This is a genomic window from Frankia sp. Allo2 (assembly GCF_000733325.1).
In the GTDB taxonomy this organism is placed as follows: Bacteria; Actinomycetota; Actinomycetes; order Frankiales; family Frankiaceae; genus Frankia; species Frankia casuarinae.
On record NZ_JPHT01000040.1, the window covers coordinates 1 to 13251 of the forward strand.

12 protein-coding genes are annotated in these 13251 nt (G+C 70.1%); all 12 read right to left on the reverse strand.

Features of this window, described 5'->3' with window-relative positions:
* Positions 1-319 precede the first annotated feature (319 nt).
* A complete protein-coding gene (locus tag ALLO2_RS19515) occupies positions 320-745 on the reverse strand; it encodes a cold-shock protein (RefSeq protein WP_011436383.1) in 426 nt (141 codons plus the stop codon).
* 602 nt (positions 746-1347) lie between these two features.
* Complete coding sequence (gene hypE / locus ALLO2_RS19520) at positions 1348-2427, reverse strand: hydrogenase expression/formation protein HypE (RefSeq protein ID WP_035734072.1); 1080 nt, start codon at positions 2425-2427, stop codon at positions 1348-1350.
* Complete coding sequence (gene hypD, locus ALLO2_RS19525; protein WP_011436381.1) at positions 2417-3625, reverse strand: hydrogenase formation protein HypD; 1209 nt, start codon at positions 3623-3625, stop codon at positions 2417-2419. Before hypD ends, hypE begins: the two co-directional genes overlap by 11 nt.
* On the reverse strand, positions 3622-3924 hold the full coding sequence (locus tag ALLO2_RS19530) for a HypC/HybG/HupF family hydrogenase formation chaperone (protein WP_011436380.1): 303 nt from the start codon (positions 3922-3924) through the stop codon (positions 3622-3624). Before ALLO2_RS19530 ends, hypD begins: the two co-directional genes overlap by 4 nt.
* 7 nt (positions 3925-3931) lie before the next feature.
* The gene (gene hypF, locus ALLO2_RS19535; RefSeq protein WP_232235214.1) at positions 3932-6379 is read right to left on the reverse strand and encodes a carbamoyltransferase HypF; all 2448 of its coding nucleotides are present in this window, start codon (positions 6377-6379) and stop codon (positions 3932-3934) included.
* A 179-nt stretch (positions 6380-6558) separates the two neighbouring features.
* Positions 6559-6771, reverse strand: coding sequence for a hypothetical protein (locus tag ALLO2_RS19540; protein WP_023841716.1), 213 nt, complete (start codon positions 6769-6771; stop codon positions 6559-6561).
* Positions 6772-6798: 27 nt separating this feature from the next.
* Positions 6799-7482, reverse strand: coding sequence for a DUF5947 family protein (locus ALLO2_RS19545; RefSeq protein WP_035734076.1), 684 nt, complete (start codon positions 7480-7482; stop codon positions 6799-6801).
* On the reverse strand, positions 7479-8054 hold the full coding sequence (locus tag ALLO2_RS19550) for a NifU family protein (protein ID WP_011436377.1): 576 nt from the start codon (positions 8052-8054) through the stop codon (positions 7479-7481). Before ALLO2_RS19550 ends, ALLO2_RS19545 begins: the two co-directional genes overlap by 4 nt.
* Positions 8047-9840, reverse strand: a complete 1794-nt coding sequence (locus ALLO2_RS19555) for a nickel-dependent hydrogenase large subunit (RefSeq protein ID WP_035734077.1) — start codon at positions 9838-9840, stop codon at positions 8047-8049. Before ALLO2_RS19555 ends, ALLO2_RS19550 begins: the two co-directional genes overlap by 8 nt.
* Before the next feature lie 93 nt (positions 9841-9933).
* Complete coding sequence (locus ALLO2_RS19560; RefSeq protein ID WP_035734078.1) at positions 9934-10998, reverse strand: hydrogenase expression protein HypE; 1065 nt, start codon at positions 10996-10998, stop codon at positions 9934-9936.
* Entirely contained in the window at positions 10995-11600 is a 606-nt protein-coding gene (locus tag ALLO2_RS19565; RefSeq protein WP_023841715.1) for a hydrogenase maturation protease, read from the reverse strand. The genes ALLO2_RS19560 and ALLO2_RS19565 overlap by 4 nt, the downstream gene beginning before the upstream one ends.
* A complete protein-coding gene (locus tag ALLO2_RS19570) occupies positions 11597-13207 on the reverse strand; it encodes a hypothetical protein (protein ID WP_035734080.1) in 1611 nt (536 codons plus the stop codon). The genes ALLO2_RS19565 and ALLO2_RS19570 overlap by 4 nt, the downstream gene beginning before the upstream one ends.
* Positions 13208-13251: the final 44 nt, after the last annotated feature.

Here is a 13251-nt window from a genome sequence, read left to right on the forward strand (position 1 = left end):
GCGCGAGCTCGTAGCGAACACCCCGCGGGTCGCGCCAGTCCGGTACCCGCCGCAACACCGCGACCAGCCCCGCGACCTGCGCGGCTGTCGAGACCTCNACCTGCTCCTGCTGACACTCAAGCCACAACATGGGGGACACTACAGACACGGACGCGGCACCTGCTTCTGGAAGACCTTTGCGTGAGAACTCAGATCTTCCTGTAGGTGCCGCGTCTGCCGCGTTCCAGGGCCCTTCGCGGCCCNACCCCNAGCAGTAGCCGACCACAAACTCAAGACGCNACGCCGTACCTACTTTGACGTCGCCCTGCCCGGATACGCGTCAGCTCTCGATCCAACCGTACTTCTCGGCCACGCCCATCAGCTCGCTTCTGATCCGGACTATCTGCGTCCCCGTCAGGGTCGGGTCGATCCGGAGCAACAGTTCGGTGATTTCCTGGGTGAACTCCCCGACCGGCAGGACGTCGCAGAGAGCGTCGGAATCGTCCGCGTGGACGGTTCCCCTCGTCGGCGCCGGAGCGGCCAGACCCGAAGCCGCGGGCGCGGACCTGAGGATGCGGGCCGCACTGGCCTTCAGCCCACGCTCGCCCTCCTCGATCTCGAACTCCATGACGGCCCCAGGGATGACGAGATTCTTCTCAACAAGAAGATCGTTGGCATGTAGGAAAATATCGTCTCCACCGTCACTGGGAGCTATGAAACCGTAACCCCGAACATGGTCGAAGCGAAGAACCTTACCTGTACTCACGACTCNCCTCAACAACNCCCNAAAGACCATACGATTANCCNCCGCCGCTTCGTCCGCCCAACCGCCACATGGCGGGCCGGACGACTTAAGAGTGAAGCATACCACCACAGCCCCAACCGACCGCAAGCCTGATGCCTCCACTCTCGCCCTCGACGGAAACAACCGCGCCAATACCCGCCTACGCTACCTCGGTTGAGACCAACGTTCAACGCGGAACGACGGGTCATCCTTTCACGATTACGACCACACCCCCAAGACGGAGCCGCGACCACAGAAACGAACGCGTGTTCGACATCGCCGGGCGAGAGGTCTACGCTTACAACCATGTTCACGTACAGACCGTTCCCGGCCACCCGACCATGATCGCCGCCATCCCGAGCCGCCGACGCCCGTCTCCGAGCGTCCGGAGGACGTCCTCTCCGCATTCCGCCGGACGCCCGCGGCGCGCCAGCCCGTCACTCCCTGAGCCCCAGCCCGCCACCGAGAGGCCGACAGGCATGCACCTCACCATTCCACCTGCCCGGGGATCTTGTCGAATTCGGCGACGGAGGCGCGGACCGGAATGCACGGGTCCACCCTGGACTCGAAAACAGCTCAGAGATTCAGCAGATTCGGGGAAGTTGCTCACCGACCGGGAGGTCCACCAGGCGGCTCGCGCCGAGACCGGTCCTCGCGACCACCATTCCCGGGTGTTCCGCGGTCACCGTACCTATCACAGCCGCGTTTCGGCCGAGTGGGCGCGCGCGCATCGCCTCGAGCACCCGATCGGCGTCCCGCGGCGCGACCATCGCCACGAGCTTGCCCTCGTTGGCGATGTAGAAGGGGTCCAGCCCGAGAATGCTGCAGGCGTCGAGGACCGGCTCGGGAACGGGAACATGCCGTTCGGTGATGACGATTCCCACCCGCGCGGTCCGCGCAATCTCGTTGAGTGTCGCGGCCAGTCCTCCGCGCGTCGGGTCCCGCAGGGCGTGCACGTCCGCGCCGGTGCGCAACATGGCGCCGACCAGTCCGTGCAACGGTGCGGTGTCACTGCGGACCTCCGTGGCGAATTCCAGGCCCTCCCGGCAGCTGAGCACGGCGATCCCGTGCAGCCCGATCTCGCCGCTGACCAGGACGACGTCGCCCGGCCGGGCCCGAGCGGGCCGGATGTCAACGCCGTCGGGAACCAGGCCGATCCCCGCCGTGTTGACGTAGACCCCATCACCGTGACCGGCATCGACGACCTTGGTGTCGCCGGTGACCAGCCGGACGCCCGCGGCACGGGCCGCCGCTCCGAGCGCATCCGCCACCCGGCCGAGATCGGTCAGCTCGGTGCCCTCTTCCAGGATGAATGCGGTCGAGAGGTACCGGGGTTCGGCGCCGGACATCGCCAGGTCGTTGACGGTTCCGTTGACCGCAAGATCACCGATCGAGCCGCCAGGGAAGAACAACGGTCGAACGACGTAGGAGTCGGTGGTGAACGACACCCGTGCGCCGTNGACGGTGACCACGGCCGCATCCCCCAGGTCCTCCGGACCGCCCGCGCCGGCGGCTGCGAAGGCCGGCAGGAAGAGATGCTCGACGAGTTCGGCCGACATCGCCCCCCCGCCGCCATGCCCCATCACGATCGTGGGGCACTCCACCAACGGCGCCGGGCAGGTCCACGCGGCCGGATCCACCGCCGTCGCGGCCTCATCCACCATGTCCCACCTCCAGCGCACGTCCCACCTCCAGCGCACGTCCCACCTCCAGCACATGTCCCGCTTCCGGCGCACGTCCCGCTTCCGGCAGGGGCTGCGCAATCGCCGGGGAGGTGCTCATCCGGCGGTAGAGGTAGTAGGCGGCACAGGCCCCTTCGGAGGACACCATGGTCGCGCCGAGCGGGGTCCGCGGAGTGCACTGCCGTCCGAAGGCCGCGCACTCATGCGGCTTGATCAGGCCTTGGAGCACCTCGCCCGATCGGCACGCCGACGACTCGGCCGTGTGGACATCCGCGACGGCAAACCGCAGCTCCGCGTCGAAGTCGCGGTAGGCCGGCGACAGGCGCCAGCCGCTGCCCGGGATGACACCGATGCCCCGCCAGGCCCGGTCGGCCACCTCGAAAACATCCCGCAGCATCGCGATGGCGGCCGGGTTGCCGGCTGCCGGAACCGCTCGGGGATAGGCGTTCTCCACCTCGTGTCGGCCGGCCTCCAGCTGCACCACGGTGCGGCGGATGCCCTCGAGGAGGTCGAGTGGTTCGAAGCCGGTGACCACGATCGGCACGCCGTAACGCCGTGCCAGGGCCGGGTACTCGCCGGTGCCCATCACGCTGCAGACGTGACCAGCGGCCAGGAACCCCTGGACGCGGCAGCTCGGCGACTCCATGATCGCGGCAATCGCCGGCGGTACCAGCACGTGCGACACCAGCAGGGAGAAGTTGCCCAAGTCGAGCCGTTTCGCCTGGAAGACCGTCATCGCGTTGGCCGGCGCGGTGGTCTCGAATCCGATCCCGAAGAACACGACCTCCCGATCGGGGTTGCGCTGGGCGATCGTCAGGGCGTCCAGCGGGGAGTAGACCACCCGGACGTCGGCGCCCGCGCTCTTCACCCGGAAGAGGTCCCGATCGCTCCCCGGCACCCGCAGCATGTCGCCGAAGGAGCAGAAGATGACGCCCGGCCGTGCGGCGATCTCCAGCGCCCTGTCGATGATCTCAAGCGGGGTCACGCACACCGGGCAGCCGGGGCCGTGGATCATCTCGATGCCCTCGGGCAGAAGCTGATCGATACCGTGCCGGATGAGCGAGTGAGTCTGCCCACCGCAGACCTCCATGATCGACCATGGGCGAGTCGTCGTCGCGTGGATCTGTTCCAGCAGCCGACCGGCCAGCTCCGGATCCCGGAACTCCTCCAGATACCTCACCGCGTCACCCCCTCCTCGCCGGCCCCGCGGGCCGTGGCACTCACACCGGCCGCACCGTCACCCAGCTCCTCGGTCAGGAGTCCCATCCGCGCGAAGGTGGCCAGCGACTCCACCGCCGAGCGTTCGTCCAGCCGTTGGATCGCGAACCCCACATGCACGATCACGTACTCGCCGACCATGACCTCGGGCAGGTACTGCAGGCAGACGTCCTTGCGCACACCCCCGAAATCGACCTCGGCCATCCGGGCCCCGTGGCGTTCCTCGATCCCCACCACCCGTCCTGGAACCGCGAGACACACCTGTTCCTCACCCCTTTTCCCGCGTCTTCTCCCGCGCTGCGGCGACGAGCAGCTGACCGAGAGCGATCCCCCCGTCATTCGGAGGTACCCGCGCATGCCGCAGCACCGTGAAGCCCCCCGCATGCAGTGCCCTGGATGCAGCCGTCGTCAGAACGGCGTTCTGGAAGACCCCGCCGGTGAGTCCGACCAGGTCAAGGCCCACCTCGCCGCGTGCCCGCCGGGCGAGGTCCACGATCATCGCCACGACGGCTGTGTGGAAACGGACCGCGGCGATGTCCACGGCGAGCCCGGCCGACAGATCCCTCACCATCGCCCGGATGACCGGCGCCGGGTCGATAATCAGCGGCCTGCCCAGCCCCTGCCCGCGCAGGGCGAACGCGTGGCGTTCGCGGTCGTCCGCGCCGCCGCCGGCCGCGGTGCGCGCCCGGGCCTCCAGCTCGATCGCCGCCTGCGCCTCGAAGTCGACCTCGTGACGGATGCCGAGCAGCGAGCTGACCGCGTCGAAGAGCCGCCCCATGCTGGAGGTCGGCACGCAGCCCAGCCCGCTGGCCAGCTGGTGGGTCAGCACCCGCCGCTCCGGCTGCGGGCAGGCGACGACCGGCGGCAGGGTGGGATCCCAGCGGACTCCGGCGGCGTGCAGATGGGCGAGCGCCATCCGGCAGGGCCGCCGAACCGCGGCGTCCCCACCGGCAAGCGGCACATAGCCCAGGTGGGCGAAGCGCCGGAACCCGCGGTAGTCGGCGATCAGCACCTCGCCGCCCCACACGGCCCGGTCGGGGCCGTAGCCGGTCCCGTCAAAGGCGAATCCCACCACCGGCCGGGTGCCGTCGAGGCCGTGCTCGGCCATCAGCGCGGCCACATGGGCATGGTGATGCTGCACGGTCCGTATCGGTCGGCCGGCGGCGTGCCGCACAGCCCACTGGCGCGACCGATAGCCCGGATGCGCGTCGGTGACGAGCTGGCGGGGGGTGACGCCGGTCAGGTGCTCGAGGTGCCGCTCGGCGGCGTCGAAGGCGCGCAGGGTGGCCAGGTCGTCCATGTCCCCGATGTGCCCGCTGAGCCAGGCCGACCGGCCCGCGCCCAGGCCGCAGGTGTTCTTGAGGTCGGCCCCGACGGCCAGCGTCGGGGGCACCTCGAACGGCAGCGGCACCGGCAACGGCGCGTAGCCACGCGAGCGGCGTACCGGCGACGGGGCACCATCGACCACCCGGACAACGGAGTCGTCGCAGGGCACCCGGATCGGACGGTCGTGGCGCAGCCAGCCATCGACAAGCGGGGCGAGCCGGCGCAGGGCGTCGGTGTCCTCGGCCGCGATCGGCTCGCCGCCGAGGTTCCCGGAGGTCATCACCAACGGCGGCCATCCGGCGGTGCCGACGGTTCGATGGAGGGGCACGGGCTCGCCTGGCAGGCCGAGCAGCAGATGGTGCACCGGCGTGTAGGGCAGCAGCAGACCGAGATCGGGGTTGTCCGGGGCAACGGAGTCGGCGAGCGCGGGACGGCCGTCGCGACGGCGGCGCACCAGCACGATGGGCCGAGCGGGGTCGGTGAGCAGGGCCGCCTCCCGCTCGTCGACATGCGCCAGGGCCCGGGCCGCAGCCAGGTCGTGGACCATGACGGCGAACGGCTTGCCGCCGCGCCGTTTGCGGCGTCGCAGGGTCGTCACCGCCGTCGGGTCGGTGGCGACGCAGGCGAGGNGGTAGCCGCCCACCCCCTTCACCGCCAGGACGCCACCGTCGGCGAGCAGCCGCCGCGCCGCGGCGAGCGCGTCCTCGCCGGTCCGCGGCGCGCCCAACGGCGACACGAACTCCAGGCGCGGTCCGCACGCCGGGCAGGCGATCGGCTGGGCATGGAAACGTCGGTCGGCCGGATCGGAGTACTCCCGCTCACACACGGGGCACATGGCGAACCGGGCCATCGTCGTTGCCGGCCGGTCGTAGGGAAGGTCGGTGATGATCGTGAACCTGGGTCCGCAGTTGGTGCACGTGATGAACGGATGCCGGTAACGCCGGTCCGCGGGATCGGCCAGTTCCCGCAGGCAATCCGGGCATGTCGCCACGTCGGGGGCCGCCGCCGTACGCCCACCCGCGGCCGGCCGGGATCGGACGATCGCGAAGCCGGATCCGCCGCAGGGCGGAAGTTCCGTGGTCACGACCCGCTCGACCATGGCCAGCGGCGGCACGTCGCAGCGAAGCCGGCGGGCGAAGTCCTCGACTGCGCCGGGGGTTCCCTCGACCTCCGCGACCACGCCGCCGGTGTCGTTGCGCACCCAGCCGGTCAGAGCCAGCTCCGTCGCGGCGGCGTGGACGAACGGCCGGAAGCCGACCCCCTGGACCAGCCCCTGGACGACGAACCGTCGCCGGGCCCGGCCGCCTGGGCCGGCCTCCCGGCTCGGTTCACCGGCCCCGCCCACCGAGAGCACCGGCCGGGTCATGCGGCCCGCCGTGCCGTCCGCCATCACATCTTCTCGATCCTGATGTATCGGACGAGGGCCGGATACTCCCTCCAGAATAGGCCGACGGCACCGGCCACGCCGACTGTCGCCAGCACCAGCTTGCGACTACTCATGTCCACCTCCTCGGTACCGTTTTCCCACGCGTGTCCGCGGGCTTCGGGTGGTGCGCCGCCTGCTGGGCGCTACCCCGGCGGCAGGTTGGGCATGCTCCTCGGCGCGACGGGATTGCGCCTCTTCGGTCGGACGCCGGTGGAGCGCCGAGCGTCGGCGCTGCCATCGGCGTGGTGCCCCACCTGCCATCGGTACGAACCGGTCGCGTTGCCCTGTGCAACCCCCTTGACGTGCGCGGTGGCGTCCGGCGCGACGTCGGGCTTACCGACCCGGATCTCGGCCATCTCGTCCTGCCCTCCCTCTCTTTCCTCTCAGCCCCGCCCCGCGGGGCCAGCGCGGCCCTGGCCCGTAAGATGCACCGGCCGTGCGGCCCGCACCGGGCTTGCGGGCCGGCGGCCGAGATCGGCGAAGAACCCGTCGATCGCCGGCCACACGCGCAGGCCNCCGGACAGNCCCCTCCACNCCCGCCGGATGACCGCCACGAGCCGGTGACAGTCGTCGACGGGAACGATCCAGTGCTCGTGGCGGCCGTGGGTAGTGTTCGTCAGCAGCGCCTCGACCAGCGGTGTCAGGTCACCCAGCGCCGGGCAGCGCCGCACGATGCCGCGCCACGTGCCGGGCGCGACGCCCCAGCGGGTGGCGCCCATCGGGCTGGGATAGCGGGCGCTGACCGAGCCGTCGGTCCCGACGACGAAGAACGCCAACCCCACCGGGGTACCCAGCTCGTCCGCGTCGAGTGCGGGAAGCCGCAGCCGTCGCCGGGGAACGAGCCGGAAGTGCCCACGTCCGGCCGCCTCCCGGTCGAACAGCAGCGCGCACGCCTGGCAGGCGCAGAGCAGCTCGTCGCGTTGTTCGTCGAGGATGTGCCGATGCTCCGCCGGCACGGCGGTCCGGCACATGTCGCAGCGGGCCTCGGCCGCGCCGGCGCGGTCGGTCGCGGCGCGCACAAGCCGCCGCAACGCGCCGTCGGCCGTCGGGGACATCGGGGCCGTCATGGACCCACCCCGTCGGCGACGGGCCGGGCGAGCACGGTGTCGAGGGGAACGAAGGCGGTCCGCTCGGGTTCACCCGGCGCGGGTAGGCGCCGGACGTCGGACAGCTCCGGCGCGACGGCGAGCACGGCCTGGCGAACCGCCTCGGTGACCCCCGCCGAGGTCGAGCCACACCCGCCGAGGGTCAGCCGGACCTCGGCCACCCCCCGTTCGATCCCACTCAGCTCGATCTCCCCACCCCGGTCCCGGACTGCGGGTCGAAGCTGCTCGATCGCCCGCGCGACCCGGGCCCCGACCGGCTCAGGATGGACGTCGTGCAGGACGAGCAGATGGTCGAGCAGCTCGTCGCCGGTGAACGCGGCGAGCACCTCCGGGGCTCCCGACGCGTATCCGACGGCTCGGGCCAGCGCCTCGCCGTACACCGCCGCGAGTGTTGCCACCGCGTCGATCGCCAGCTCACCACTCGGCCCCGGAATGCGCTCCACCTGCGCCAGCACCTCGTCGAGGTGGGCGAGCCGGCCCCGCACAGCGAGATCGTCGAGCCGGTGCCCACCCGCGCCGTCCGGATCAACCATGGCTGGCCCCGAACATCGGCGAGTGCACCGTGCGCAGGGTGCGGCCCCGACCGAGATACATGTGCACCCCGCAGGGCAGGCAGGGGTCGAAGCTGCGCACCGTCCGCATCACATCAACGCCCTTGAACCCCTCCGGACCGTTCTCCTCGAAGATCGGCATGTTCTGTACCGCGTCCTCGTAGGGGCCCGGAGTTCCGAAGAAGTCGCGGGGGCTGCCGTTCCACGGCGTCGGCGGGNAGGGGNGATAATTTGCGATCTTGCCGTCGCGCACCACCATGTGGTGCGACAGCACGCCGCGCACCGCCTCGTGGAAACCGCAGCCGATCGTCTCGTCCGGCACGTCGAAGTCGCAGAACACCCGGGTGTCACCCGAGCGCACCCGATCCATGCCCTGCTCGAGGAAGTACAGCGCCATCGCCGCCGCGTAGGCGACGAAGTAGACACGGGCCCGGTCCCGCTCGATCGCGTTCGACCAGGCCGGCGGCTTCCACTGCAGGTCGACGGCGGGCAGCGTGCGGCTGCGCGGCAGCGAGATGTTCACCGCGCCCCCGGTCGCGGTGACGTAGGGGGTGTTCACCAGTCCGGCGAGTGCCGTGGTGTAAAGCCGAGCGAAGGGCCCTCCCCCGGTATCCAGGGCGAGATGCTCGCCGCTGCGGGCGTCAAGCCACCGCGGGCTCATCACCCAGCTGTACTTCTCCCCGAAGTCCCGCTTCTGCGGCACCGGCAGCGTCGTCTGGTTCCACGGATGGCGCATGTCGACCGGATTTCCGAGCGGATCCCGGGTGACGAACGGCTCCTCGTTCACCCAGTCCTGGTAGAAGGAACTGCCCAGCAGGATCCGGATGCCCAGATTGATCTCCACCAGGTCGGTGGTCAGCAGATCGCCGTCGACGACGATCCCGGGTGTCACGTGCATCGCCCGGCCCCAGGTGGTCATGTTCTCGTACCGGTAGTCCACGACGTTCGGATCCTGGAACGCGCCCCAGCAGCCCAGCAGCACCCGGCGGCGGCCGACCTCCTCGTAACCGGGCAGCGCCTCGTACCAGAAGTCGAACAGGTCGTCGTTCAACGCGACGGCCTTCTTGACGAAATCAAGGATCTCCATCAGCCGGCTGAGGTAGTCGGTGAACACCGTCGGTTCCGGCATCGTGCCGACCCCGCCCGGATACAGCGTGGAGGGGTGCACGTGCCTGCCCTCCATCAGGCAGAACATCTCGCGGGTGATCCGGCTAACCTTGAGGGCCTCCCGGTAGATCTCCCCCTCGAACGGGTTGAACGAACGCATGATGTCAGCGATAGTCCGCATCCCGTGCACGGCCGCGTTCGGTGCGGCGGTGGCCTCTGCCCGGGCCAGCACGCCGGGATTGGTCTGCTTGACCATCGCCTCGCAGAANTCCACGAACACCAGGTTGTCCTGGAAGATCGTGTGATCGAACAGGTACTCGGCGGCCTCTCCGAGATTGATGATCCATTCCGCCATCGGCGGGTTCGCGATGCCGTACGCCATGTTCTGGGCGTAGACCGAGCAGGTGGTGTGGTTGTCCCCACAGATGCCGCAGATGCGGCTGGTGATGAAACCCGCGTCCCGCGGATCCTTGCCCTTCATGAACACCGAATAGCCGCGGAACAGCGACGAGGTGCTGTGACACTCGGTGACCCGCCGGTTGGCAAAGTCGATCTTCGTGTAGATCCCGAGGTTGCCGATGATGCGCGTGATCGGGTCCCACGCCATCTCCACGATCTGGGCGGGCTTCTCCCCGGTTCTCGACTGCCTGGTCGTCGTCATCGCACACTCCCTCCGGCATCGCTGGGCCCGGCCCGGACAGACCGGGTGTGCCGCCCCGCCTGCCGTCTCGCCGACGTGGGCTCCGGCCCGGTCCTAGGGGCGGTAATGCGGGTCGTAGCCGGTGGTCAGCAGCTCCCGGTTGTGCCGCCACTTCGGCTCGGTGTTCGCCGTCGCATTGGTGATGCCACGCAGCCTGCGGATGAACGACCCGTAGGGTTTGATCGCGCGCGAGGACAGGCTCCCTCCCGGCGGCATGTCCATGAACGGCATGAACTTGTCCGGGAATCCCGGCATCGTGCAGGCAATGCAGATGCCGCCCACGTTCGGGCAGCCGCCCAGCCCGCCCATCCACCCGCGCTTGGGCACGTTGCAGTTCACCACCGGACCCCAGCAGCCAATCTTCACCTGACACTTCGGCGAGTTGTAGTCCTTCGCGAAATCGGCCTGTTCGTAGTAGCCCGCCCGGTCACAGCCCTCGTGCACGGTCCGACCGAAGATCCACTGGGGTCGGAGTTGGTCGTCCAGCGGTGGCGGCGGTGCCGTGCCCGCCGCGTGGTAAAGCACCCAGGTCAGCGTCTCCATGAAGTCGTCCGGTTGAACCGGGCAGCCGGGGACGTTGACAATCGGCAGGTTGCCGGCGGAGGTGAAGTCATGGCCCAGGTAGTCGGCAAGGCCCATCGACCCGGTCGGGTTGCCGGCCATCGCGTGGATCCCGCCGTACGCGGCGCAGGTGCCGATCGCGACGACCGCCCACGCCCTGGGTGCCAGCCGGTCGATCCACCAGTTCAGGGTCAGCGGCTGGCCGGTGTCCGGATCGTTCCCGAACGACGTCCAGTACCCGTCGCCGTGGATGTTCTCGTTCGGAATCGAGCCCTCGATGACGAGGATGAACGGCTCGATGTCACCGCGGGCCGCGGCTCGGTACGGGGCCAGGAACTCCTCCCCGCCGACGGTCGGCGACAGCACCTTGTTATGCAGATGGACCGTCGGCAACCCCGGCACGAGCCCGGTGACGNCATCCTCGATCGCTGGCTGGGAGGCCGCGGTCACCGACACCGTGTCGCCGTCGCAGCTCATCCCCTCGGAGATCCAGAGGATGTGCACCTCGTCGAAACCGCCGCGTCGCGAGCTCCCGGACTGCGGGTTCGTGGCCGTCATCTCGGCCCCTCCCTCCTACTGGCGGATGCTGGGGATGGACCCCACGAGCCGGGGTCTCGGACGATCTGCGCGATGAGCCGCACCGCGTCGCCGACGGCAGCCCCCGCGGCGTGGGACAGTCCCATCCGCTCCTCGACGACGGCGGGTCGGCAGCCGACGACCAGCACTCGGCCGACATCGCCACCGAGGCCCCGCAGCAACCGCAGGACCACGTCGGGAGACATGCCATGGGCGTCCATGAGGGGGATGTCATCGACGGGGGGGATGTCGTCAACGGGAATGTCGTTGACGCCGGCCCCGTCAAGTTCGGGCCGGAGCACCACGAGAGTCCCCGGTGGATCGGTCGACGGGACCGCGTCGACGAGGATCACCACGTCGTACCGGCCGTCGAGGAGCTCATAGGCGAGATGCACGCCGCGGATCCCGTAGTCGACGACGTCCACCCCGGCCGGCAGGTCCGCCGGGTCGATGCGGCGCACAACCTCCACCCCGAATCCGTCGTCGCCGAGGAACACGTTGCCGATCCCGGCGACGAGGACGCGCGGTGGACCCGCGGAGGAACCCGCGGGCGGACCCACGCGGGTGGGCGCCGGCCCGATCATGACGCACCCGGTCCGTCGGTGAGCGGTGCCAGCTCCTCGGGTGCGAAGTAGTAATGACGGCCGTACCACCGGTGCAGTTCGGCGGCCGGGTCGTCGTCCAGGGACACCGCGACGTGCCAGGCGCCGTCAACGTCCAGAAAGACGGCCTGAACCCGGGCCTCGCGCCCCCTGAGAAACATGTCGTGCGCGTCGCTTCCACAGCTGCTTCCACGGTCACGGGGATGCAGCCGGACCCGGCTGCCCTTAGCGATCATCACGCCGTCCAGGGAAACACTGTCACTGTCCGGACGGACCGACCGGTCCGCCTCCGGCTCCCACCATCGCGTGGTCGCGGCGGCAACCGGTACGCCGGCCGGCGCGGCCCCGACCGACGGAACCGGTCGCAGCGACCGGACGGCGCCATGCAGGCGGGCGAGTGTGTCCCGCGGGATCCCGTCGACCCGGTCGATAATCTCCGCGGCGCGGCGATCGGTCGCCCGAGCCTCGTGTTTCTCGTCGTCGGTCAGAGCCAGCGTGCGCAGCGAGAGGATTTCATCGATCTCGGTGGCGTCGAAGAGGTCACCCGGGCTCTCGGGGGCGATCCGGGGATGGTCGTACAGGATGATCGGCGAGGACAGCATCACGTCCGGCGCTCCGTCGGCACCGGCGAGAACGGGGAAGGTGTGGATGTTCTCACACTCCCGTGTCGCCCCGGCGGCCCAGGTCGGCGGATCGAGCAGCGAGAGGAACCGTCCCCCGCACGCACCCAGGAGGCTGTGTGTCGCGATCATCGATCGGCGCAGCGCCATCGGTCGCGCGGCGCCGGCGGGGACGTCCGCCACCGTGTTCTCGACGACCAGGCGCAGCCGGTACAGCCGGAAGGGAGCCGCAGCCCGCGTCACGGACACCCGGACCGTCGCCGAGACCGGCCNCCGCCGGCGAACCNCCCGAGCCGCACCGCCGCGCCCAACGTCGCGGCCCGCCGGGTTGCCGCGATCATCCAACGGCTCGATCTCCATGCCACCGGGCAGGCTCAGGCTGAACGACTCTCCACGATCAGCCTGTTCCGCCGACCGGCCCCGCACAGCCGGGTCGGCCGGGTCGGCCAGGTCAGCCAGGTCGGCCAGGTCGGCCAGGTCGGCCAGGTCGGCCAGGTCGAGGGTGAGACCGGCCTCGCGCGGCACCGCCTCGTCGAAACTCAGCCGAGCAGCGCCGTCCGCCTTCAGCGCGTCGACCTCGCCGAACGCACCGTCGGCCCCTCTGACCTCGACCGAACGGCGCTGGAGTTGCAGAAAGCGCAGCCGGACGACAACCGAGGCGGTCGGGGACAGCTCGAGAAGACAGTCGGTCTGCTGGCACCACGCATCCGTCGATCCGGCGACGGTCCGTGGAACCGGCCCACCCGCCTCGACCCAACGCCGCGGCGCGAGCACCCCGAACTGCCACCGCATCCGGTTCTTGCCCGAGGAGCGGCGATACGGATAGAGCAGATAGCCCTCGTACAGCACCGCGTCAGCCACTGCACGGGCCGACGCGAAACCGGCGGGACAGCTCCCACCGGCCTCGTCGGCACCGGTGCCGGCCCCCACGTCCACGTGAAGGGTGGTCCGCGCGCTGGGCGCCGTCATGGCGAGCGATGCCCAGGACAGGACGAACCCGCGAGCAGCATGAC